The organism is Anthropogastromicrobium sp. (genome assembly GCF_037349415.1).
GTDB lineage: Bacteria > Bacillota > Clostridia > Lachnospirales > Lachnospiraceae > Anthropogastromicrobium > Anthropogastromicrobium aceti.
The window spans coordinates 42,459-66,913 of sequence record NZ_JAXWCK010000034.1; the positions used below are offsets into that span (position 1 = coordinate 42,459).

The following is a 24,455-nucleotide window of genomic DNA, read 5'->3' on the forward strand; positions in this document are numbered from 1 at the left end:
GACTATGGAAGAAAAGAAAAAAGGCTTTTTTGCCCGATTAAAGGAAGGTTTGACAAAGACAAGAAACAGCATTGTTTCAGGAATTGACTCTGTTTTCAGAGGCTTTACGGATATTGATGATGATTTCTATGAGGAAATCGAGGAAATTTTAATCATGGGCGACTTAGGTGTTGATGCGACGGAGAAAATCTTAACAGATATGAAGCAGAAGGTAAAAGAGCTTCATTTAAAGGAGCCTCACGAGTGCAAGGAGGTTTTAATTGACAGTATCCGCCGTCAGATGGATCTGGGTGAAAATGCCTACGAGTTTGAGCACAGAAAATCAGTTGTGCTTGTCATCGGTGTCAATGGTGTTGGAAAGACGACATCAATTGGAAAATTGGCTGATCAGTTAAAGGCAGAGGGAAACAGTGTGCTCTTAGCAGCAGCTGATACTTTCCGTGCTGCTGCAATTGATCAGCTTGAAGAGTGGGGAAAACGTGCAAATGTTGGTGTTATTTCCCATAAGGAAGGTTCCGACCCGGCAGCAGTTATTTTTGATGCTGTTCAGGCAGCAAAGGCAAGAAATACAGATGTTTTAATCTGTGATACAGCCGGTCGTCTTCATAATAAAAAGAACCTGATGGAAGAACTGAAAAAGATCAATCGTATCATCGACAAGGAGTATCCGGAAGCATACAGAGAGACGCTTCTTGTTCTTGACGGTACAACTGGTCAGAATGCACTTTCTCAGGCAAAGCAGTTTATGGAGGTTGCTGATATTAGTGGTATCATCTTAACAAAGATGGATGGAACCGCAAAGGGTGGAATCGCAGTAGCGATCCAGTCCGAGCTTGGCATTCCGGTTAAATATATCGGTGTTGGCGAGCGCATTGATGATCTGCAGAAGTTTAATTCCGAGCAGTTTGTCACCGCATTGTTTGACCGCAAGGACACATCGTCTGAGCAGTAAAGCACCAAAGCTCTAACGGGAAAAAACATAAAAACTAGCAATAAAATGTAGTAAAATGTAGTACAATGTAGTAGAAAGTGCAGCAAGTAACGCACAACAAGCGAAAAGAAAGGCATGAGAAAATGGAAGAATTGACATTAGAGAAATTTGAGGAAGCCAGTGAGATCGTAAGCCGCGTCACACTGGAGACAAAATTAAAGTACAGCGAGTATTTCTCAAACCAGACTGGAAATAAGGTCTATTTCAAGCCTGAGAATATGCAGTACACCGGAGCTTACAAGGTAAGAGGTGCGTACTACAAGATTTCCACTTTAAGTGAGGAGGATCGCGCAAAGGGTATCATCACTGCATCCGCAGGAAATCACGCACAGGGTGTTGCTTACGCAGCAAAGCTGTATCACGCAAAGGCAGTTATCGTTATGCCGACAAATACACCGTTAATTAAGATTAACCGTACCAAGAGCTATGGCGCTGAGGTTGTTCTGTACGGAGATGTGTATGATGACGCATGTGAGCATGCGTTGAAGCTTGCAGAAGAACATGGATATACATTTATCCATGCTTTTAATGATCTGGATGTTGCATGTGGACAGGGAAGCATCGCAATGGAGATTATAAAGGAGCTTCCGACTGTTGATTACATTCTTTGCCCAATCGGCGGCGGCGGACTGTGTACAGGTGTTTCCACATTAGCGAAGATGCTTAATCCAAAGATTAAGGTTATCGGAGTAGAGCCAGAAGGTGCAAATTGTATGCAGGAATCTTTAAAGGCTGATCATGTTGTAAGCCTTCCGAGTGTCAATACAATTGCAGATGGTACAGCAGTTCGCACTCCTGGAGATAAGCTGTTCCCGTACATTAAGGCAAATGTAGATGAGATCATCACTGTACCAGATGACGAGCTGATCGGTGCATTTCTTGATATGATCGAGAATCACAAGATGGTTGTAGAAAACTCCGGACTTCTGACTGTTGCAGCACTCAAGCATCTTGATGTAAAGAACAAGAAGATCGTTTCCATCTTAAGCGGTGGTAACATGGATGTCATCACTATGTCCTCTGTTGTACAGCACGGATTAATTCAGAGAGGAAGAATCTTCTCCGTATCCTGTCTGCTTCCAGATAAGCCGGGTGAGTTAGCAAAGGTCGCTTCCCTTATCGCACAGGTAAAGGGCAATATCATTAAGCTTGACCACAATCAGTTTATTACCATAAACAGAAGCGCCGCAGTAGAGTTAAAGATCACCATGGAGAGCTTTGGTGAGAGCCATAAGAAAGAGATCATCGCTGCATTAGCAGAGGGTGGTTTCCGTCCGAAGGAAATTAGAGCAAATCTGTAATAGGGGAATGGCTTTTATATGTTACGAAGACTCCACGGACTCGTGGAGTCTTTTTGCACGTATGAAGAAAAAGATAAAACAAATAATGGTGTCGGTAATCGGAAAGGAGTTTAAGAAATGGAGCAATTAAGACTTCCGGTAGGAATTGAGGATTTCGCGGAAATTAGAAGACATGGGTATTATTATGTAGATAAAACTCAATTAATCGAACAAGTTCTTAACAGAAGAAATAAAGTATCTTTGTTTACAAGACCACGCCGCTTTGGAAAAACACTGAATATGAGTATGCTTCAGCACTTCTTCGAGATTGGAACCGATCCAAAGTTTTTTCAAGGTCTTTCTATTTCTAAAAATAATGAATTATGCGAAAAACATATGGGAAAATATCCAGTTGTATCTATCAGCTTAAAGAGCATTCATGCAGATTCGTATGCAAAGGCCAAGGCTCAGTTGATCAAATTGGTGAACCGAGAGGCTAGAAGAGTACAGTTTTTACTGGACAGTGATAGACTGACAGCAGTTGATAAAGCACTTTTTAGTGAACTTTTAGATCGAGAGATGGAAGAAGACACGCTTGTAAGTAGCCTTCAAGAGTTGACAGAACTGTTAGAAATTCACTTTGGACAGCAAGTGATTGTTTTAATTGATGAATATGATGTTCCACTTGCAAAGGCAAACCAAAATGGTTACTACGATGAAATGGCGCTACTACTTCGCAATTTTTTTGAAAATGTATTAAAAACAAATGATAGTCTGGAATTTGCTGTTCTGACGGGATGTCTGCGAATTGCAAAGGAGAGTATTTTTACTGGATTAAATAATTTTAAGGTCTATTCAATTACCGATACGGATTATGATGAAACATTTGGATTTGTTGATGATGAAGTGAAAAAGATGCTTAAAAGTTTGAATCAGCAAGATCATTATGAGGAAGTCAAAGAATGGTATGATGGATATCGGTTTGGAAATACAGATGTCTATTGCCCTTGGGATGTTGTAAATTATTGTGCAGACCATTTGACAACCCCCAATGCGACACCAAAAAATTATTGGTTAAACACAAGCGGGAACGAAGTAATCAATCATTTTATTGACAGTGTTGGGGAACCACAGAAGCTTGCAAAAACAGAATTAGAACGTCTTGTGAGTGGAAATGTGGTTCGAAAGCGGATTAATGAAACGATTACCTACAAAGAATTATATTCCACAATTGATAATTTATGGAGTACACTCTTTATGACTGGGTATTTGACCCAAAGAGGATCAGAGGACGATGGACGCTATCGTTTGGTAATTCCGAATCGGGAGATCAGAAATATAGTCACAGATAATATTTTAAGTCTGTTTCAAGATGAAGTCAAAAAAGATGGTCAAATGGCAAATGCATTTTGTCAGGCATTGATGGAAGGAAAAGAAAAAGAGGTTGAACGGCTGTTGACTGCCTATATGGGTAAGACAATTAGCATTCGTGATACTTTTGTTCGAAAATCAATCAAAGAAAATTTCTACCATGGTATTCTTCTTGGGATTTTGAGTTTCAAGACAGGCTGGGAGGTGTCATCAAATCGAGAATCCGGAACTGGATTTAGCGATATCTTGATCGAGATTGATGATTCAGATATTGGAATTGTAATAGAAGTAAAATATTCAGATGATGAAGATCAACTAGAAAAAGATTGTAAAGAGGCATTAAAGCAGATCAAAGATCGAGACTATACACAGAAGCTTAGAGATGCTGGTTTTCATAAGATTTTAAAGTATGGAATTGCTTGCCAGATAAAGACCTGTAAAGTATTGGTGGAGATTTGAGAAAAAAGTAGCTGTTTAAAAACCTAAATAAAATTGACAAAATACTGGTATTCATGATAACATACAGATAGAAGAAAAAATAAAACAATATTGTGCGTGATATTTCAAAGAAGGAGGTACAAACTATGAGCAAAAGAGTTCGAATATTAGTTGCACCTACATGTGTTTCTGTAATGCTGTCAGCAGTTGTGCCAGTGTTTGCCAAGAATGATCAGGAAACGCTTGGTGTACAGTTAGCCATGGAATATTTATTATCACAGGATGCAAGTGATAATGTAAAAGTTAGTTTTCGAATGGACGGTACGGCAGAAAGTACCGAAGAGTTAACAGCGATAGGTGAGAAACTGGCTGATCGGATCTCACAGGTGCTTTTAAAGGAAGGAAAGGAGTCCTATCAGTCAAGTCAGTATCCGTATACGGAGAGCGGATTTTGGCTTAATTACTGGTACGATGAGAGTCTTGGCAGCTGCATTGGATGTGTGCTTGATCCGACAGATAATGGGTTGACAGTAGATCTATTTTTACATAACTATGAATCCCTTTCAATTGACTGGTCAGATATTCCATTTGGACTTTCCTTTGGAGATGACTGTAATCAGATTGAAGCAGCAATACAAAATGCACCATATTATTGCGACGAGAAGGATCTGGGAACGTTTACGGATATCATGTATCTTGTTTTGACACCAGGTGCAGATCAAGTAGAATATATCCAGCTGAATGCAACCTCGTACCTTATAATGCAGAATATGAAGATTCAGGCAGAAAATGATGTGATCATCCCTACTTCTAACTATTTATATAATGCTATTTATTATATGGAAGATGCAGAGGATGCTGAGGCTCAGAAGACAGAAGTGGCAAAGATACTGGCTAAGAAGTGGGATGGAAACTGGACGAATGGCTATGAAAAAGGAAATTGGCAGTATTACCTGTCAACAGCAGATTACCTAGGTGATGATCCGTTGATTGAGACAGATTTCTGGAAACAATGGGGACGTGTTTTTTCTTCGTACTGCAGTGTGAGCGTGGGTGAGACGATGACGAGTGGTCATTCGACTGTGACACATAGTGGAAAGGGCATCATGTCGATTGAACTGTTGCAGTCATGGAAGGTCAAATGAGAGACGGAAAAAGTAATTTTTACTAGACAAAGGACTTTTGCTACAAAAACAGATAAAATAAACATGCCATAATAGTGATACTTGCAGTGACGCAAGTGAGATAAAAAAGCCAGACGGGTAAACACATACAATAATATTTGCATTAGCTGAGAAAAAAGTGTGAAAAAGACACAAAAACAAGGAAAATGATATTTACTTTTAAAATTATATAGTGTACCCTTTTAGATAGAGTGGTGATTTATCAAAGTTTTTAATTGATTTGGAGATTGTTATTACTACAAATCTAAAGAGGGGACAAGTTGGCATGAAAAAATATAAATTAACAGATAATATTAGCTTTTTGGCATCTGTGATGCGGCAGGCATCCAAAGCTTCCTTTGTGTTTGTGCTGTTGCGCATTCCGCTCGAGGTCATCATTCCGTATATCGGAATTTGGTTTCCGAATTTGATCGTGCGTGCAATCGAGGAAAGTGTAAATCGGACACAGCTATTTACACAGGCAGCCGTTCTCGGAGGACTGTTAGTCGTGTTGTCGCTGGTGAACCAGTATGGCAAAGGAATCGTGAGCGCGGAGTCGGCATATGTGCGCATGAAGCTGACGGATATGCTAAATGACCATTTAATGGATTGCAACTATGACATGCTTGGTGACAAAAAGGTAATGCAAAGCCTGAGCCAGGCATCGCAGCGTATCTGGTCTAACACAGGATTTTTGGTTAACGCAGGTGAGAATACGGTTGCTTTCTTTTCCGCAGTGGCAGGTGTGGTCGTGTATCTTGCGGTATTGTCAAAGCTTCCATTTTGGGTGATCCTTCTTTTGATTGCGGCGACGGTCGTGAGCTTTCTGACATCAGGCTTTGGCGAAAAGATACGACAGAAGCGCAACGATTATTTTGGTGAGAACGTAAGTCGTTTGCTAGGGTTATCAAGTGAGATGTCGGATGCCGCAAAGGGCAAGGATGTACGCCTTTATCAGATGCATCCGTGGGTTAATCACTATTACAATATTTATAACAAAAAACTGAATCGTGAGTATGGTCATATCGCAAAGTGGAATTTTATCTCAGACTCGATTGGAACTGTGCTGTCATTTGCAGCCGATGCTGTTGTGTATCTGTGCCTTACTGCATTTGCCATGCAAGGGAAAATTACTATCGCGGAGTATGTGCTGTATATTGGTGCAGCGACTGGATTCACCGCGTGGGTGCGTCAGGTGACAGGACTTTTGCAGCGCGTCTGGAAGGTGAACGGTGATCTTTCATGTGTTCGAACCTTCCTTGATACGGACAGTCGTGAAGAGGAACAGGGACAGTCGATACCATCTGGTGGATGGGTTTGCGCAGCGGATGTCTTAAAGAAGGGTGATCCGTGTGAGGTCGAGTTTGATCGTGTCAGCTATCGCTATCCAAATAATGAAAAAGATACCTTAAAAGAATTGTCCTTCAAGATAAAAGCGGGAGAGAAGATTGGGCTGGTTGGTATGAACGGCGCAGGAAAGAGTACACTGATTAAACTTTTGTGTGGATTAATTCGCCCCAATAGCGGTCATATTCGGATTAATGGTGTCGATATCACATCAATGGAGCGAACGGAATACTATAAACTATTCTCCACTGTCTTTCAGGATCTTCATATCTTTCCAGTGTCCATAAAAGATAATATTGTCTGGGATGGACAAGTTGATGAGGCCTATTTTGCCCAGTGCTTAGAACAGGCTGATCTGGCTGAGTGGGTGTCTTCTCTTAAGGAAAAGGAGAACACAAAGCTGGTACAGGAGCTAGAAGAGGGCGCTGTGAATCTGTCAGGAGGCCAGTCACAGAAGTTGTTATTGGCGCGAGCATTATATAAAAATGCACCGATTCTTCTTTTGGATGAGCCGACTGCGGCACTCGATCCGATTGCTGAGAGCAATATTTATGAAAAGTATAATCAGTTGTCTGCGCACAAAACGTCCATCTTTATTTCCCATCGTCTGGCAAGTACACGCTTTTGTGATCGTATCTTCTTGATGGAGGATGGACGGATTGCAGAGGAAGGAACGCACGAAGAACTCTTAAAAAAGGCAGGAAGTTATGCAAAAATGTTTGAGGTGCAGCGTCAATACTATGTATAAATTGTTTACACTATTGCACTTGAGGGAGGAAAGGAGAAAAAAGATATGCTGAAACAGATCAAAACCATATTGAAAACAGCAGTGTTGATTGCAAAGACCTCGCCATGGAATCTTCCTGCATTTATTGGAAGTCGCTTTCTTGAGATTGTCCAGCCCTTTGTCACATTATTCTTTTCGGCAAAGATTCTTGATTTGCTCACGCAGGGCGCGGATCGGCCGCAGGTCGTACAGTGGATTATAGCGGGCATCGCAGTTACGGCACTGATTCATCTGACGGGTCGTTTCTTTGCCAATCTAAATAGCGTTGAGGGCATGGATTTGTTTGTTAAGCTGTATGAAGAAATGAGCGCGGCGATGATGCATGCAGATTACAGTGAACTGGAAAATGGAAAGATGCGCGAAAAGTATGAGCGAATTGTCCGTGCTGCTAATGTGTACTGGTATGGCCCATGGGAGGTACCAGGGGTGTTAATGAATGTAACAGAAGGTTTGACTGTTGTGATTTCTTCATTTGCGTTGGCGTATCCGGTTTTTGTACCGGCAGAGGGAAATGACTGGTGGCAGACCGTTCTTCTCATTGCATTGATTGTAGGTTCGGCAACGTACTCATTTTTTGCGGAGCGTAAGCTCTATCAGTTAAAAGAGCAGGGATTGGAAGGCCAGATTCATGACAATCAGGTGTTAAATTATATGGATGAATACATTACGGCAGACAAAGCAGCAAAGGATGTGCGCTTGTATCAGCAGCAAAACAGCATTCGCCGTTTTCGCGATACGTTTAACCAGAAAATGCGTCAGGGTGTAGGGGAATCCAGACGCAGAAAAGAAGCGTCAAACAGTGCGATTCGCGAGATGTTTGGGCGACTGATTAGTTTTGCTGGCTATCTGATCGTTGGCATCCGTGCAGCACAAGGATATTTTTCGATTGGAGATGTGCTTTTGTACGCGGGTGCATTGTCACGTGTCTCAGAGGGCGCACGTATGCTTGTCTACTCCATGCAGCACGTAGCGATGCAGGCACCACATTGTCAGGAGTTTCTTGATTTTGTTCAAATCGGAAAGAAGACCCAAAAGAAATCGGAAGAAGTATCTGTTGCTCGTTCAACGCCTCATGAGATTCGTTTTGAACATGTGAGTTTTTCGTATCATGGCAGCACAAAGCCTGCCGTAGAGGATGTCAGTCTTGTAATCAAAAGTGGGGAACATCTTGCAATTGTCGGGAAAAATGGAAGTGGAAAATCGACCTTTGTTAAGTTGCTGTGCCGCATGTACGAGCCACAAAAAGGTCATATTTATTTGGATGGGAAAGAGATTCGCTCTTATTCAAAAGAGGAATATTGGAAAATTCTTGGTGTTGTCTTTCAAGATTTTGCACTCATTGGATTGCCACTTGCGGAAAACATTGCCGCTTCTGCACAGTACGATGAAAAGAAGGTGCGTCGCTGTCTGAAAGATATCGGTCTGGAAGAATGGGCCGATCAGTTAAAGAACGGCTTGAACGAATGGATGTCAGCTATGGAGGGAACAGCGCCGTCCGGCGGAGAGAAGCAGCGTCTGGCGCTAGCGAGAGCGCAGTACCGTGATCCATCTTTGATGTTGCTGGATGAGCCGACTGCGGCACTTGATCCTGTGGCAGAGTCAGAGATTTTTAAGAAATGCCGTGAGATCACCGGATCAACCAGTGCGGTCTATATCTCACATCGCCTTTCTGCCTGTCGCTTTAGTGACCGCATTCTCGTGTTCGATGATGGACATATTATCCAGGAAGGTCATCATGACGAGTTGGTACAGCAAAAAGGTACGGTGTACGATCAGCTTTGGCAGGCACAGGCGCAGTATTATACATAATCAACAAAAGGTCAGCGTTAAAGAAAATGTTTGTAAAGCAACTAGTATCATATATTTATCAAACATGGTACAACAACCGCTTCGCATAGGATTCCCGGTATGCGGACGGTGACAATCCGGTACATTTCTTATAGGTGCGGGCAAAATTATGGGCATCGGTGTAACCAAGCTTTACGGCAATCTCACCGATGCTCAAATTGGTATCGGTCAAAAGATAATTTGCCTCATCCATCTTTGATTTTAAGATAAATTGCTTTAACGGCACACCAGAAAGCTTACGGAAAAGGTGTGATAAATATTTCTCATTGTAGCCAAAATGGAGCGCAATATCTGAAACACGTAGGTTGTTGGCGCGGTTTAGTTTTATGTAGTCAAGCATATCGGAGTAGATTTGCTTCTGCGCAAGCTTATTTGTATCTGTTTCTTCTTTTGTCAGCTGAGAATATAGCTCACATACAAGTGATGTTGTCTCATAATTCAAGGCAAGATGACAGTGACCATCACGTACATTGCTTTGCAGCTGTTTCATCAAGGCAATCAACTTTGCAGGATTTGGAGCAGTTCCCTGAACAGGAATGCAAATTGAATTTGTGTCAGTGCCTAAGCTGTCAGTTGTGTTTGTGTCATTTGATTTTTCAACCATTTTAATTATTTCGTCTGATGACAGCAACGTATGTGGCACACAGGATGAAAAATGAATCCAATAAAATGAACAATTAGAAGCCTTTAGACCTTTGCGCCTGTTATCTGGTGCAGCAAGTGGTGGGAGAAGCAGATATTCGCCTGGATGAACCGTAAATGGGATATGGTTGTATTCCAAATATAAGACGTCATCAGTCATTAAAATCAGTTCAAAATCAGTCAGATCAAAATCTTCATGCATCCAGATATCAGATGGAGCTTCAAATTTACCGCTCATATGATAGTCTAGGGGGGGCATTTAAAGGGATCTGTATCAATGAATTTTTCATGGTCGTTCCGTTTCCTTTCTGCAATAATAAACACACATAACTTGAGTATATCACAATAAAATTTAAAAGAAAAGGATAACCTTTTGACACACTTTCTATCTTTTCGATATTCCATTTTTTTACTGTCAATATTATACTATTGAAAAAAGAAAAAACGCTGAATAATTAGATATTAATACAAGAAAAGGAGAGAGAAACGTGAGTAAACTTCAAAATTTTGACTATCAAAATGTCGCCTTAAAGGAAGGCCATTGGAAGAAACAGAGAGATGAGCTGATTGAGACTTATCTAAAAATCGAGGATGATGACCTGCTTCACCCATTTCGCAAGCTGGCAAATCTTCCAAATAAAGGACATGGTCTTGTTGGTTGGTATGGAAGCGGAGCATCTACATTTGGACAGAAGTTAGGAGCGTTTGCCAAGCTGTATCTAGTGACAGGAGATATCCGTTTAAAGGAAAAGGCGATTCGACTGGCAGACGGCTGGGGTGAATGTCTGGCAGCATCTGACAGTGTTGCTGATTGCAATGGTACATATAATTACGATAAATTGATGGGCGGCTTTCTTGATCTGTATGAGTATCTTGGCTATGAACCGGCGAAAGAATATGTGCGTGCGCTGACGAAGAGCGCAGATGCAAGACTTGACAAGGAAGTTTGCCGTGATGGTTTGCAGATCATGAGCGGCGATATGATTGAGTGGTATACGCTTCCAGAACAGATTTACCGCGCATATCAACTTACAGGCGAACAGCTCTATCTTGATTTTGCAAAGGTGTGGGATTACGACTATTTTTGGGATAAGCTTCTTGCTGGAGATTTTAAGATAGGTCCAAGACACGCCTACAGTCATGTCAACAGTCTTTCAAGTGCAGCGATGGCTTACGAGACGACAAAGAATGAGGAGTATTTGCGTGCAATAGAAATTGCCTACAAAGAGATTTTGGATCACCACACCTTCGCAACTGGCGGTTATGGTCCGGCAGAGTGTCTGTTTGCTGATGAGGAAGGGTATCTGGGTGATTCCATCAAGGCTAGCTGGGATGCAGATAAGCGTCATATTCACTATCGTGACTTTGGCAATTCAATTCGCCAGAGAGATGATCGCTGGGGCAGCTGTGAGGTGTCCTGCTGCAGTTGGGCGGTTTTCAAGTTAACTCGCTATCTGATGGAGCTGACCGGAGAGGCAGGCTATGGCGGCTGGGCAGAGAAGCTTCTATATAATGGATGCGGTGGTCAGCCTCCGATCACACAGGATGGAAAGGTCATGTATTATGCTGACTATTTCATCAACGGTGGTTTGAAGTCAACAGAAGATGGACGGCTTCAGGATAATGGCGCTTCTTTTGAGTGGCAGTGCTGTACTGGAACATTTCCTCAGGATGTGGCTGAGTATGCAAATCTTTTATATTATCATTCAGAAGAGGGACTGTTTGTCAGCCAGTATCTGCCGTCAGATGTAACTTTCTCTATTGGAGATAAGCAGGTACGCCTAGAAAATACAAGTTTTTATCCAAAGGAAAAAGAGCTTCGATTTGTTGTTCACGCAGAGATACCGGTTACAACAGCACTTCATTTTCGTGTGCCGTCATGGGCAACCGGAAGCAATACTGTCTGCATAAACAAAGAAAAAGTGAATACCAGTATCATTCCTGACACTTGGCTGACATTAGAGCGCGAGTGGAAAGAGGGCGACGAGATTACAATTTCCTTTGAGTTTGTGCTTCGCTTTGAATCTGTGGACTCATATGCGCCAGAGGTAGCAGCACTTGTGTATGGACCGATTGTTCTTGCCTGCAACAAGATGACTCTTTTTGACGGGGATCGTGAGAACCCAGAGGAGTGGATCGAGCCAATTCAAAAGGATGGTTATTCGTTTGCATTTCGAACAAAGCCAGGTCATGTAAAGCCGTATGAGCATTTGACAAGAGAATTTTATCCATATTACGAGATTCCACAGATGCAGTGGTATTACATGTACAGTCGATTTACAAAATAATAGTAACGATTGAAGGTGATTTCATATCGGGCTGGTTGTGCAAAAAGCATAGCTAGTCCGATATTTTTTTCTGCAAAAAGAAAATTTATGCACAGTTCAATCAGCAAAAAGAGAAAAGTAACACCGAAAACTATAAAAAAATCATGATTAACAAATAAAAAAAGTGTGAAAATGACACCGAATCTAGGAAAGTGATATTTACTTTTGGGTGGCAAATCGTTTACAATATAGCCAACACAAAGAGCTGAGCAACTCGAAAATATGTATATTATATACATATGATGTTTGGCAAAAAAAACTTGTAAAAAGATACTTTTACCAAGAAAGTGATCAAAAAGAAAGGTGGGAATTGTTTATGAAAACAAGAAAACTGATGGCAATGGCAATGGCAGGAGCAATGGCACTGCCGACATGTACTGCATTTGCAGATTCCGCAGAGGAGCCAGTTAAGCTGACTGGTCTGTTTATCTCACATTCGCTTACCAAGAGTGTAAATGATATGCAGTGGCTGCAGGAGATTGAGGAGAAGGCAGGTGTTGAGGTCGAGTGGGAGCAGATCTACACCGATTGGGATCAGACAAAGTCTACCAGATTTGCATCTGGAGATATTCCGGATATTCTGATCAATGCAACAGCTGATTCAGATTATGCAACTTATAAGGGTCTGTTCATGGAACTGACTGATTTGATTGATCAGTATGCACCAAACGTACAGGCAATGTTCGAGGAAGAGCCTGATACACTTGCACTTGCAAAGACCTATGAGGGTGAGATTTATGCACTGCCTAAGTTCCAGGGCAAGTGGCCGGATTGTAATGGTGTTATGTTCATTAACAAGACTTGGCTGGACAACTTAGGACTTGAGGTTCCGACTACTCTCGGCGAGTTAAAGGACGTTTTAGTTGCATTCCGTGACAACGATGCAAACGGCAACGGCGATGCTTCTGATGAGATTCCGATGGACTTCAACGGCTGGTTCGGAGGCGCTTATTCCTTGACAAATCTGATTGGTTCATATGGCATTCAGTTAACTAACTGGGGTACTGATGGTTACTTTGTAGAAGATGGACAGGTTAAGAACTACGCAGTAGATGAGAGATATAAGGCATTAATTTCTTATCTGGCTGATCTGTATTCCGAAGGTCTGATCAATGAGAATGCAATCACAAACGACTACTCCATGTTCCAGTCTCTGTCAAGAGGTGATGAGAATGGTGATGCACTTGTTGGTGTTGTATTAGGATGGGAAGAAACTGATAAGTTTGGACCGACCTTACATGATCAGTATGTTCCATGCGGACCGTTCGCAGACGATGTGGATGATCTTGGAACAGACGAACCACGTTGGACTTATGATTACTCTGGTTTGAATATGAGCTCTAATCGTATCTGTATGAGTGCAAGCTGCGCAAATCCAGAAGCAGCAATGAAGTTCATGAACGAGTTTTATGATTCAGAAGTTTCTGTAGAGGTTCTGTTTGGTGGTATCAGTGATGGTTGTCTTGAGAAGACTGGCGACGATTCCTATAAGGTTCTTGATCCGCTTGATCCAGATACCGACCCAGGTACATGGAAGTGGACCAGCACCATGGCTGATAATGGCCCGATGTACATCAGAAGATCAACTACCATCGATATGGCACAGGATATGACTTATGCACTGGAAGAAAGAGAGCAGTATAAGGAAGCTATTGCAAGAATCGACATGGATAAGGAATACTATCCGCAGATGCTGATGAAGTACACATCTGAAGATCAGAACAACATGGCAGTTACACAGGCAAATGTTACCAACGTTACTGACGCTTACTGGGGTCTGTGGCTGACTGGTGAGTCTAATATTGAAGATGATTGGGATTCTTATGTAGAGGAAGTAAATGCAGCAGGTCTGCAGGATATCCTTGCTATTCGTCAGGCATCTTATGATTCTTGGAAGGCTCAATAATTGAAGGCTTGATTGAAAAAATAAGCAATAAAATCAGATGGTAAAAAGGGCGGGGGCGGAGCAATCAGCACCGCCTCTTTTAAAAAAACAAATTGATTCAGAACAATGGAAGGGAGGAACATCATGGCAAGGAAAAAAGTGGCAACCGGAAAGAAAAAAAGTATTGGCTGGTATTTAGCCCATGATTGGCAGCTGTGGGTCATGCTGCTTCCGGCAATTATTTATATATTTATTTTCTGCTATGTTCCTATGTACGGTGTACAGCTGGCATTTCGTGAGTACGATTTCAAGTCTGGTATTTACGGTGGAAAGTGGGTTGGCTTTAAATATTTTAAACAGTATTTTGATAGTGCAATGTTCGGAACAACACTGCGCAACACATTTGTAACGGCAGCACTCAGTATTGTTTTAGGATTTCCAGCTCCGATTGTGCTTGCAATGATTATAAACCAAATTCGTCAGCAGAAATGGAAGAGAATTGTTCAGACAACGGTTTATATTCCATACTTTATTTCAACGGTTGTTATGGTTTCTATCTTAAATATTATGTTAGCAAGCAAGGGTGGCGTAATCAGTGAAGCAATGAAGGCAATTCACCTGATTCCCCCAAAAGCTAATTTGTTCAGTAATGATTACTTTGTATGGGTATATGTATTCTCCGGTGTCTGGCAGAGCATGGGATGGAACAGTATCATTTACATAGCAGCTCTTTCTTCTGTTGATACACAGCTGTATGATGCATGTAAGATAGATGGAGCAAACCGTTGGCAAACCATCGTACACATCGACTTCCCGGCACTTATTCCAACAATTGTTATTTTGCTTATCATGAACATGGGTGGTATTTTAAATGTCGGCTTTGATAAGATTTATCTGATGCAGAACACACTAAATAAAAAGACCTCAGAGGTTATTTCAACATATGTATATACGGTTGGTATTAAATCATCTCAGTTCTCGTTTGGTTCAGCAGTAGGATTGTTTACAAATGTAATCAACTTTGCATTCTTAATGTTGACAAACTGGCTGGGTAAGAAACTGACCGGTACAGGTCTGATGTAAGGAGGTGTGAGTATGGCAGCAAAAAAAGGAAAAGAGATTCGTGAGCGTCATGCTTCGGACCGAATTTTCAATGCAGCAGTAATTATTTTAAGTATTACGACATTTATTGTAATTGCCTATCCACTTTGGTTTATCGTGATTGCGTCAATCAGTAATTCAAACATGGTTAATCAGGGAAAGGTTATTTTGTGGCCAGTAGATATTCGTTTTTACGGTTATCAGCAGATTTGGGAAGATTCCCGTATCTGGACTGGCTATCTGAATACATTGATTTATGTAGTAGTCGGAACCGTTCTGAATCTGGTGGTAACACTTCCAGCAGCGTATGCGCTGTCCAGACCGGACTTTAAGGCTCGTAATGCGGTCATGATGTATTTCGTTTTTACGATGTATTTCTCTGGTGGTCTTGTTCCGTTGTACATGACGATCAAGAGCATTGGTTTTATTGGAAACAGATGGATTATGATTCTGATGGTACTTGTCAATACCTATAACTTGATTATTGCAAGAACCTTTATTCAGAATACAATACCAAACGATTTGTATGAGGCAGCACAGCTAGATGGCTGCAGTCACTTTACATTCTTAGGAAAGGTTGTCCTTCCACTTTCTAAGGCAATTATTTCTGTAGAAGTTCTTTACTATGCAGTTTATCATTGGAATGATTATTTTACTGCATTGATGTATACCAATAATGATGCAAAGATTCAGCCATTACAGACAGTTCTGCGTCAGATTCTTCTTCTGAATGAGTCATATGCAAATGGAAACGGTGGTGTACAGGGTGGTTATGGTCAGTCTTCAGCTGATCAGGTTAAATACGCGGTTATCATAGTATCCACAGTCCCGATCTTATGTGTATATCCGTTCGTACAGAAGTATTTTGAAAAGGGTGTCATGATCGGAGCCGTTAAGGGTTAATGGGCCAAAAAGGCAAAAAAGGAGAGAAGAAAATAGAATAGATGAACATGAAAATATGGTATTTGAAAACAAGAGAAAATGAAATCAAATACCATATTTTTTTATAAAGAAAAACAACTACAAATTAAAAAAAAGTAGTCATATGAAAGGGCGTGAGCGAATGAAAAATTGTATTTGGCTTTTACAAAAGAGCGCAAAGGCGTGTCCGCAGCGATTGCCGGCCATGCTGCTAGTGACGCTGTTAGATGCCGTGAATGCTGTGAACATCATTTTGTTTTATAAATATGCGGTGCAGGCGCTGTATCAGAAGGACGTGTTAAGGCAAATGGCGATTGTGGTAGGCATCTATCTGGCAGTACATGTCATTCATAGCGTAGTAAACAACTATCTGACGCAGGTAAAATACCCAGTTTGGAATGAGACGATTAAGCAATCACTATCAAAGGAAATTTATGAGCAGTATCAGTCATTGTCGGCGGATACGGTGCAAGATCCGAAGTTCTACGATGCATATAAAAAGGCACTCGATGAATCAGATATGAGAACGGAAGCTGTGTTAAACACCATTCAGGCAGTGTTTGGAAATTTATTTTCCATATTTGGAATCATTGCGGTTATCGCATCAATGAACTGGATTTTAGTGCTGCTTGCAATCATTCCAGTCTGCACATCTGCACTGGTAAATTTGAAGATCGTGAAAATGAGATATCAGTACAACATGTCCTGTGTGAAGCCAAACCGTATGGCAGAGTACATCACAAGATTATTTTATCAACCAGAATATCGTGAGGAGATTCGCCTTCATGATAATGCACTTTTGCAGAAGCGTTACCATGATGCCGTGGACGAGGTGAGTAGCCAAACAAAAGCGCAGATGCCAAAAATTGTTTTGATATCGGCATCGGGTGCAAATTTGTTTTCTTTAATTAATTATGGAATTCCGATGCTTGTGTTAGGTTGGCAGGTTTTTCAGGGAATTACAACAATAGGTGAGTTTTCAACGGGCGTGATCGGTGTGTCAAACTTGAGCAGTAGTTTATTTGGCATCTGGTGTATCATTCCAGGAATTCGGGAACAGTCTCTTTATATCGAAAATCTTCGAACATTTTTATCCGTACAAAAAGAAACTACAGGCGAGCATACACTTGCATTTGGCATGCATGAAATCACGTTGCAGGACGTCCATTTCCATTACAGTGCAAACGTTGCACGCGAGGTAACAGATGGAATCAGCCTGCATATCAAAAAAGGCGAGAAGATTGCATTCGTGGGTGAAAACGGAGCTGGAAAGACGACATTAATCAAGCTGATCGAGGGCTTATATCGCCAGACAGCCGGAAGCATTTTAATTGACAAAACGCCAATTGAAACATTTGACGGAAAATCACTTCGGGGCAGCATCGCCACCGTCATGCAAAAACCGGTGCATTATTCCTTCACGATTGCCGAAAATATCCTGTTAAGAGAAGTACAAAACGATACTGACCGCAGACGTGTTCAAAAGGTACTTGAGGAGAGCGGACTGTGGGAGCGTGTGAGTCATCTTCCGAAAGGAATGGACAGCGTACTTGGAAAAGAATTTGACGAGGATGGAATTGAGCTTTCGGGAGGAGAAAGCCAAAAGCTAGCCATTGCACGAGCATTGTATGAAAATGCAGGTGTGTTAATTCTTGATGAACCCGCAAATAGCTTAGATCCGATAGCAGAAGCCGAGATGTATGAGCGCATGTTTGCAGCAGGAAAAGACCGTACTTTGATTTTAATTTCGCACCGCCTTTATTCCACGAGAAAGGCAGATTACATCTGTTATATTGAAAATGGAAAAATTGCAGAAGAAGGCACGCACGAAGAACTTATGAAAGCAAACGGAAAGTATGCGGCAATGTATGAATTGCAGGCCAGCTTATATGCAAAGGGGGCGACACAATGAAAAAGACAATGAAGATGAATTGGTGGTTTTTAAAGAAGCTCTATCAGTATGACAAAAAACGCTTTGGCAGTATGGCGGCGCTGATTTTTATTCGTGCAATCAAAACACTGCTTAGTGTCATCACAATCAAGGTGGCGTTAGACTGCATCGTGACGTATCATTCCTTCTGGTATCTGGCGGGTTTTGTCGCAGCGGAGCGTATGGTGTCCAGTTTACTTGTGTTAATTGAATGTAAAATTGATTGGCTTGACAAAGAAATTCAGAATAATACCATCAAAAAGCAGCTTGGTGCAGAACTGTTTCGTCAGGCAGAAGTACTATCGCTTGAACAGCTTGACCATGCAGAGATGTATGACCAGTACAAGATTGTGTTGGAGGAAATCGGAAGCAGAAGCGGAAGTTTTCTTCAGAGCACCGAAAATTTATTAACTGGAATCTGCAATATCGCAGTCACAATGATCTTTGTTCTCACACTTGATATTCGCTTTATCCTGATTGCAGCACTGTCAGCAGTCATTGGCGCAGTTGCAGGAAATAAAATCGCACAGAAGGAAGTACAAAAGCGTGAAGAACTGATTCGTCATGAGCGAAAGCGTGATTATATTAAGCGCATCTTCTATGTTCCGGAATATAATGAGATGACTCGTCTGACCAATGCCAATCCATTTTTGCTCCAGAAATATGACGAGAGTGTCAGTGATATTAAGCAGGTGCTTCGCAGTCACCAGCCTACCATCGCGCACTGGAACGATCTGAATATTCTGCAAATTTTTACGCTGAATTTTGGACTCAGCGCACTTCTTATGGCACGAGATATTGCAGCAGGTACCGTTGGTGCATCGGCTTTTACAAGTGTTATGTTTGCATGCTCGACGATGAGCGGTTCTGTGGGCTGGGTCAGCAATGAGTTGAGTGAGATGAAAAAACATGCACTTTACATCGAAAAATTACAGGATTTTTTAAACAAGACACAAGAAGCAAAAGGAACTGTGTCTGTTGCACCAGGTATGCATGAAATCACATTGCAGGATGTCCATTTCCATTACAGTGCAAACGTTGCACGCGAGGTAACCGATGGAATCAGCCTGCATATTAAAAGTGGCGAGAAGATTGCATTAGTGGGTGAAAACGGAGCTGGAAAGACGACATTAATCAAGCTGATCGAGGGCTTATATCGCCAGACAGCCGGAAGCATTTTAATTGACAAAACGCCAATTGAAACATTTGACGGAAAATCACTTCGGGGCAGCATCGCCACCGTCATGCAAAAGCCAGTACATTATTCCTTCACAATCGCAGAAAATATCCTGTTAAGAGAAGTACAAAATGATACCGACCGCAGACGTGTTCAAAAGGTGCTTGAGGAGAGCGGTCTTTGGGAGCGAGTGAGTCATCTTCCAAAGGGAATGGATAGTGTACTCGGAAAAGAGTTTGATGAGGAAGGAATCGAGCTTTCCGGCGGCGAGAGCCAGAAGCTTGCGATTGCGCGTGCCTTATACGAGGATGCGGGTGTACTAATTCTTGATGAACCTGCAAACAGTTTAGATCCGATAGCAGAAGCCGAGATGTATGAGCGCATGTTTGCAGCAGGAAAAGACCGTACTTTGATTTTAATTTCGCACCGCCTTTATTCCACGAGAAAGGCAGATTACATCTGTTATATTGAAAATGGAAAAATTGCAGAAGAAGGCACGCACGAAGAACTTATGAAAGCAAACGGAAAGTATGCGGCAATGTATCATCTGCAGGCAGGACTGTATGCACAGGAATAATTTGCATTCCAAGTAAAGAGCAGTCTTCATAGATTTGAAAAAATGAAGTATAATAGTAAATGAAATCTCCACGCCCATGCGGTGCATAGCTCCTTCATGATAAAAGTCAATTACCGGACTCATGGAACCGCCAGATTCCTAAAATGTCTGTCAAAAGAACCTATTTCCGACACACGACTAAAACAGCTAGATCGGATAACAGACAGCCGTTTGCTTGGTACAGTGGCGCGTATGCGCATTGAAAAGATGGCAGGATATCAGGAAGTGTTGACACTAATATAGGTTACGGTGAAAAACTTGTATTTCTTTAAGAAACAACTTGTCAATACGAGGGTACAAGTTGTAAAATTAAGATAACAAATATAAATACAAGGGAGGCTTGTTATGGCAAAATTACATATTCGTCCAGACGTTGTTAAGGGACATATCAATCCTGAAATTCAGGGACATTTTTCTGAGCATCTTGGACGCTGCATTTATGAGGGTCTTTACGTAGGAGAAAATTCTCCGATTCCAAACACAAACGGAATGAGAAATGACGTAGTTGAAGCGCTTAAGGAGATTCATATTCCTGTGCTTCGCTGGCCGGGCGGCTGCTTTGCAGACGAATATCATTGGAAGGATGGTATTGGACCAAAGGAAAATAGAAAGAAAATGATTAATACCCACTGGGGTGGTGTTGTTGAGGACAACAGCTTTGGTACACACGAGTTTATGGAACTGTGCCGCCAGCTTGGATGCAAGACTTACATCAACGGAAATGTAGGAAGCGGTACTGTTCAGGAAATGTCTGAATGGGTTGAATATATGACATTTGATGGTGTATCACCAATGGCAGACCTTCGTGCAAAGAACGGTCATGAAAAGCCATGGAAGGTTGACTATTTTGGTGTCGGCAACGAGAACTGGGGCTGCGGCGGAAATATGCTGCCAGAGCAGTATGGTATGATGTATCGCCGTTACCAGACATATGTGAGAAATTATAATAATGCAGCACCAGTTGCAAAGATTGCCTGCGGTTCCAATGTTGATGATTATGAGTGGACAGAGAAGGTATTAGAGACAACAAATCGCCGCATGCCAAAAGAAGCTCACGGTGCAATGGATGGTCTGTCTCTTCATTATTATACACATCCAGGCGGATGGGAGAATAAGGGAAGTGCAACAGACTTCACTGAGACCGAGTGGTATGAAACAATGAAGCGTACATATTACATGGAGGAGCTTGTGACACGTCACGGTGCAATCATGGATAAGTACGACCCAGAAAAGAAAGTCGGCATGATCGTTGATGAGTGGGGCTGCTGGTTTGATGTAGAGCCAGGCACAAACCCAGGCTTCTTATATCAGCAGAATACAATGCGTGATGCACTTGTTGCAGGAATTAACTTAAATATCTTCAATAAACATTGTGACCGCGTTAAGATGGCAAATATCGCACAGATGGTTAATGTACTTCAGTCTGTAATTCTCACAGATGGTGAGCGTATGATTAAGACACCAACCTGGTTTGTATTTTATCTGTATCAGGCTCATCAGGATGCTGAGCTTCTTGACAGTACACTTGAGACAGCAATGGTTGGACCAGAGGGTCATCAGGCACCTAACATGACAGAGTCTGTATCAATGGGCAAGGATGGAAAGATGCACATCACACTGACAAACGAGTCTGTAAGCGAGGATTACCCAATTGATGTAATCTTAGACAGTGGCAAGGCAGCAGCAGTTGAGGGTATGATCTTAACTGGTGAGATGCATGAACATAACACCTTTGATAATCCAGAGCAGGTAAAGTGCACATCATTCGATGATGTTAAGCTGACAGATGATGGACTTAAGCTTACACTTCCAAAGTGCAGTGTTCTTCATCTTACTGTAACTGTAAAATAAGTCAAAGCGGGGTATCAGTAATGGATGAGAAAACAAACTGGCAGTCACTTGAAAAAAATGGACCTATCACCGAGTATAATGAACCTTTCATTGAGCAGCGTGCTGATCCATTTGTGTGCAAGGCTGCCGATGGCACCTATTATTTTACTGCATCCTACCCGGCTTATGACCGTATTCTACTTCGAAGCAGCAAGACTTTAAATGGTTTAAAGGATGCAAAGGAGCGTCAGATTTGGGTAAAGCATGAGCATGGTCTTATGAGCTGCCATATCTGGGCGCCAGAGCTTCATTTTGTCTATGGAAAATGGTATATCTATTTTGCAGCAGGTGAGGCAGAGGATGTGTGGAAGATTCGCCCATATGTACTTGAGTGCGATGGTGATCCGATGACAGGCGAGTGGAGCGAGCTTGGTCCTATGAAGGGCTGTGATGATGATCCATTTTCCTTTACAGATTTTTCACTGGATGCAACAATCTTTGAACACAAGGGTGATTATTATTATGTTTGGGCACAGAAGGCATCTAACATTTCCAATCTTTATATTGCAAAAATGGCAGCACCAAATAAGTTAGCAACTGTAATGGAGATGATTACAACGCCAGATTATGATTGGGAGCGTATTTTGTTTTGGGTAAATGAGGGACCGGCAGTGTTAAAGCATGGTGGAAAGATCTGGCTTACATTTTCTGCCAGCGGAACAGGCTCCTGCTATTGTGTTGGCCTTTTAAGCGCTGATGAAAATGCAGATCTTTTGGATCCGGCTTCCTGGACAAAGGAGCGTATGCCAGTACTTAAAACAGATCAAAAGAAGGGTCTGTATGGACCAGGACATAACAGCTTTACAACTGATGAAGATGGCAATGATATCATGGTCTACCATGCAAGAACATATGATGGCATCAAGACAAAGGATCCGCTGTATGATCCAAATCGTCATGCTCATCTGTTAAAGGTGCAGTACGACGAAAATGGACGTCCAATCTTTGATTATCAGAAGCATTAATTAAAAATTAGTAAAAAGACAGAATACGTTACTAGAAAGGACTGGTTTTTTTATGAAAACAGGAAAAAATTATAAGTTTTGGTTTTGCACCGGATCTCAGGATCTGTATGGTGACGAGTGCTTACAGAAGGTAGCAGAGCATTCCAAGATTATTGTAGAGAAGTTAAATGAGTCTGGAAATCTTCCATTTGAGGTTGTTTGGAAGCCAACACTGATTACAAACGAGCTGATTCGTCGTACCTTTAACGAGGCAAATATCGATGATGAGTGCGCAGGTGTGATCGTTTGGATGCACACATTCTCTCCGGCAAAGTCTTGGATTCTTGGTCTTCAGGAGTACAGAAAGCCATTGCTTCATCTTCATACTCAGTTTAACATGGAAATTCCATATGACACAATCGATATGGATTTCATGAATGAAAACCAGTCCGCACATGGTGACAGAGAGTTTGGTCATATGGTAACACGTATGGGCATTGAGCGTAAGGTTGTAGTTGGTCACTGGTCTGACGAGAAGCTTCAAAAGAAGATCGGCAGCTGGATGCGCACAGCAATTGGTGTTGTAGAGAGCAGTCATATCCGCGTTATGCGTGTTGCTGATAACATGAGAAATGTTGCAGTAACAGAGGGTGATAAGGTAGAGGCTCAGTTAAAGTTTGGCTGGGAGATTGATGCTTATCCAGTAAACGAGATTGCAGAATCTGTAGCTGCTGTATCCGAATCAGACACAAATGCACTGGTGGATGAATATTATAGCAAGTACAATATTCTTCTGGAGGGAAGAGATCCGGCAGAATTTAGAAAGCATGTAGCAGTTCAGGCACAGATTGAGCTTGGTTTTGAGCGATTCCTTGAGGAAAAAAATTATCAGGCAATTGTAACTCACTTTGGTGATCTGGGTGCTTTAAAGCAGCTGCCAGGTCTTGCAATTCAAAGACTTATGGAAAAAGGATATGGCTTTGGTGCAGAGGGTGACTGGAAGGTTGCCGCAATGGTACGCCTGATGAAGATCATGACTTCTGGAATGAAGGATGCAAAGGGAACCTCCATGCTTGAGGATTACACCTACAACCTTGTTCCAGGCAAGGAAGGCATCTTAGAGGCTCATATGCTTGAGATCTGCCCATCTATCGCAGACGGTCCGATCAGCATCAAGTGCCAGCCACTGTCCATGGGCGACAGAGAAGATCCGGCGCGTCTTGTATTTACTTCTAAGGAAGGAACAGGTATTGCAACTTCCTTAGTAGACTTAGGAGATCGCTTCCGCTTGTTAATCAACACAGTTGACTGCAAGAAGGTAGAAAAGCCGATGCCAAAGCTTCCAGTAGCAACAAACTTCTGGACACCACAGCCAGACCTTATTACAGGAGCAGAGGCATGGATCTTAGCAGGCGGTGCTCATCATACAGCATTCACCTACGACCTCACAGCAGAGCAGATGGGCGACTGGGCAGAAGCAATGGGAATCGAGCCTGTCTACATCGACAACGAGACAACCATTCGCAATCTGAAGAAGGATCTGATGCTGGGAAATCTTGTATACAGAAAGTAAAATAATATAGTTCACGGCCAAGCCCGAAGGTGAATGGATTTCACGAGACGGACACTTGAAGCAGGTCTTTCAAAATAATGTATAATGAGAAAGAATATAACAGGAACCTGCGGAATTTGGTCCGTCGACGAAACCATTACACCGAAGGGCTTTAGAAATATAGTCCCGTGAACAGAAACAAATATAGAAAAACTTTCGGGCTGTCAAGAAAAAACACTTGACAG

The 24,455-nt window shown here is 42.0% G+C and carries 16 protein-coding genes; 15 read left to right on the forward strand and 1 reads right to left on the reverse strand.

From position 1 onward, the window contains the following. Nucleotides 1–4 precede the first annotated feature (4 nt). From ftsY to WJP93_RS07550, 6 genes are all read left to right on the forward strand, one after another. A complete protein-coding gene (gene ftsY / locus WJP93_RS07525; RefSeq protein WP_066557942.1) occupies nt 5–952 on the forward strand; it encodes a signal recognition particle-docking protein FtsY in 948 nt (315 codons plus the stop codon). Between the two features lie 122 nt (nt 953–1,074). Next, nucleotides 1,075–2,292, forward strand: a complete 1,218-nt coding sequence (ilvA, locus tag WJP93_RS07530; RefSeq protein WP_227101259.1) for a threonine ammonia-lyase — start codon at nt 1,075–1,077, stop codon at nt 2,290–2,292. Nucleotides 2,293–2,409: 117 nt separating this feature from the next. Further along, entirely contained in the window at nt 2,410–4,101 is a 1,692-nt protein-coding gene (locus WJP93_RS07535; protein WP_227101261.1) for an AAA family ATPase, read from the forward strand. A 125-nt stretch (nt 4,102–4,226) separates the two neighbouring features. Then, nucleotides 4,227–5,225: a hypothetical protein gene (locus tag WJP93_RS07540; RefSeq protein ID WP_227101263.1), complete on the forward strand. Its 999-nt coding sequence runs from the start codon at nt 4,227–4,229 to the stop codon at nt 5,223–5,225. Nucleotides 5,226–5,529: 304 nt separating this feature from the next. After that, nucleotides 5,530–7,338, forward strand: a complete 1,809-nt coding sequence (locus WJP93_RS07545; RefSeq protein WP_227101265.1) for an ABC transporter ATP-binding protein — start codon at nt 5,530–5,532, stop codon at nt 7,336–7,338. A gap of 45 nt (nt 7,339–7,383) precedes the next feature. Further along, nucleotides 7,384–9,186 carry an ABC transporter ATP-binding protein gene (locus tag WJP93_RS07550; RefSeq protein ID WP_227101267.1) on the forward strand — a complete coding sequence of 601 codons (1,803 nt, stop codon included), beginning with the start codon at nt 7,384–7,386 and terminating at the stop codon, nt 9,184–9,186. 58 nt (nt 9,187–9,244) lie between these two features. Here the strand turns inward: WJP93_RS07550 and WJP93_RS07555 are convergent, their stop codons facing one another. Beyond that, nucleotides 9,245–10,105 (reverse strand): AraC family transcriptional regulator, encoded by an 861-nt coding sequence (locus WJP93_RS07555; protein WP_308732037.1) that lies wholly within the window; start codon nt 10,103–10,105, stop codon nt 9,245–9,247. Between the two features lie 250 nt (nt 10,106–10,355). On the opposite strand from WJP93_RS07555, the gene WJP93_RS07560 reads away from it, so the two are divergent. The 9 genes from WJP93_RS07560 to araA all read left to right on the forward strand — a co-directional run bounded on the left by WJP93_RS07560 (nt 10,356) and on the right by araA (nt 24,231). Beyond that, a complete protein-coding gene (locus WJP93_RS07560) occupies nt 10,356–12,155 on the forward strand; it encodes a beta-L-arabinofuranosidase domain-containing protein (RefSeq protein WP_337547591.1) in 1,800 nt (599 codons plus the stop codon). A gap of 355 nt (nt 12,156–12,510) precedes the next feature. Continuing rightward, nucleotides 12,511–14,100 carry a DUF3502 domain-containing protein gene (locus WJP93_RS07565; RefSeq protein WP_227101272.1) on the forward strand — a complete coding sequence of 530 codons (1,590 nt, stop codon included), beginning with the start codon at nt 12,511–12,513 and terminating at the stop codon, nt 14,098–14,100. Between the two features lie 123 nt (nt 14,101–14,223). Beyond that, on the forward strand, nt 14,224–15,162 hold the full coding sequence (locus WJP93_RS07570) for an ABC transporter permease subunit (RefSeq protein WP_337547593.1): 939 nt from the start codon (nt 14,224–14,226) through the stop codon (nt 15,160–15,162). Nucleotides 15,163–15,174: 12 nt separating this feature from the next. Next, nucleotides 15,175–16,083: a carbohydrate ABC transporter permease gene (locus tag WJP93_RS07575; RefSeq protein ID WP_227101276.1), complete on the forward strand. Its 909-nt coding sequence runs from the start codon at nt 15,175–15,177 to the stop codon at nt 16,081–16,083. 160 nt (nt 16,084–16,243) lie between these two features. Then, on the forward strand, nt 16,244–18,013 hold the full coding sequence (locus WJP93_RS07580) for an ABC transporter ATP-binding protein (protein WP_337547595.1): 1,770 nt from the start codon (nt 16,244–16,246) through the stop codon (nt 18,011–18,013). Further along, the gene (locus WJP93_RS07585; RefSeq protein ID WP_337547597.1) at nt 18,010–19,785 is read left to right on the forward strand and encodes an ABC transporter ATP-binding protein; all 1,776 of its coding nucleotides are present in this window, start codon (nt 18,010–18,012) and stop codon (nt 19,783–19,785) included. Before WJP93_RS07580 ends, WJP93_RS07585 begins: the two co-directional genes overlap by 4 nt. Nucleotides 19,786–20,169: 384 nt before the next feature. Next, nucleotides 20,170–21,675 carry an alpha-N-arabinofuranosidase gene (locus WJP93_RS07590; RefSeq protein WP_262537043.1) on the forward strand — a complete coding sequence of 502 codons (1,506 nt, stop codon included), beginning with the start codon at nt 20,170–20,172 and terminating at the stop codon, nt 21,673–21,675. Between the two features lie 20 nt (nt 21,676–21,695). Further along, on the forward strand, nt 21,696–22,679 hold the full coding sequence (locus WJP93_RS07595) for a family 43 glycosylhydrolase (protein WP_337547599.1): 984 nt from the start codon (nt 21,696–21,698) through the stop codon (nt 22,677–22,679). A 52-nt stretch (nt 22,680–22,731) separates the two neighbouring features. Further along, nucleotides 22,732–24,231, forward strand: coding sequence for an L-arabinose isomerase (gene araA, locus WJP93_RS07600; RefSeq protein ID WP_066563457.1), 1,500 nt, complete (start codon nt 22,732–22,734; stop codon nt 24,229–24,231). Nucleotides 24,232–24,455 lie beyond the last annotated feature (224 nt).

Bases quoted from the DNA above. Each gene is read 5' to 3' on its own strand.
- ftsY (WP_066557942.1), top strand. From the start codon at position 5: ATGGAAGAAAAGAAAAAAGGCTTTTTTGCCCGATTAAAGGAAGGTTTG.
- ilvA (WP_227101259.1), top strand. From the start codon at position 1,075: ATGGAAGAATTGACATTAGAGAAATTTGAGGAAGCCAGTGAGATCGTA.
- WJP93_RS07535 (WP_227101261.1), top strand. From the start codon at position 2,410: ATGGAGCAATTAAGACTTCCGGTAGGAATTGAGGATTTCGCGGAAATT.
- WJP93_RS07540 (WP_227101263.1), top strand. From the start codon at position 4,227: ATGAGCAAAAGAGTTCGAATATTAGTTGCACCTACATGTGTTTCTGTA.
- WJP93_RS07545 (WP_227101265.1), top strand. From the start codon at position 5,530: ATGAAAAAATATAAATTAACAGATAATATTAGCTTTTTGGCATCTGTG.
- WJP93_RS07550 (WP_227101267.1), top strand. From the start codon at position 7,384: ATGCTGAAACAGATCAAAACCATATTGAAAACAGCAGTGTTGATTGCA.
- WJP93_RS07555 (WP_308732037.1), bottom strand. From the start codon at position 10,105: ATGAGCGGTAAATTTGAAGCTCCATCTGATATCTGGATGCATGAAGAT.
- WJP93_RS07565 (WP_227101272.1), top strand. From the start codon at position 12,511: ATGAAAACAAGAAAACTGATGGCAATGGCAATGGCAGGAGCAATGGCA.
- WJP93_RS07570 (WP_337547593.1), top strand. From the start codon at position 14,224: ATGGCAAGGAAAAAAGTGGCAACCGGAAAGAAAAAAAGTATTGGCTGG.
- WJP93_RS07575 (WP_227101276.1), top strand. From the start codon at position 15,175: ATGGCAGCAAAAAAAGGAAAAGAGATTCGTGAGCGTCATGCTTCGGAC.
- WJP93_RS07580 (WP_337547595.1), top strand. From the start codon at position 16,244: ATGAAAAATTGTATTTGGCTTTTACAAAAGAGCGCAAAGGCGTGTCCG.
- WJP93_RS07585 (WP_337547597.1), top strand. From the start codon at position 18,010: ATGAAAAAGACAATGAAGATGAATTGGTGGTTTTTAAAGAAGCTCTAT.
- WJP93_RS07590 (WP_262537043.1), top strand. From the start codon at position 20,170: ATGGCAAAATTACATATTCGTCCAGACGTTGTTAAGGGACATATCAAT.
- WJP93_RS07595 (WP_337547599.1), top strand. From the start codon at position 21,696: ATGGATGAGAAAACAAACTGGCAGTCACTTGAAAAAAATGGACCTATC.
- araA (WP_066563457.1), top strand. From the start codon at position 22,732: ATGAAAACAGGAAAAAATTATAAGTTTTGGTTTTGCACCGGATCTCAG.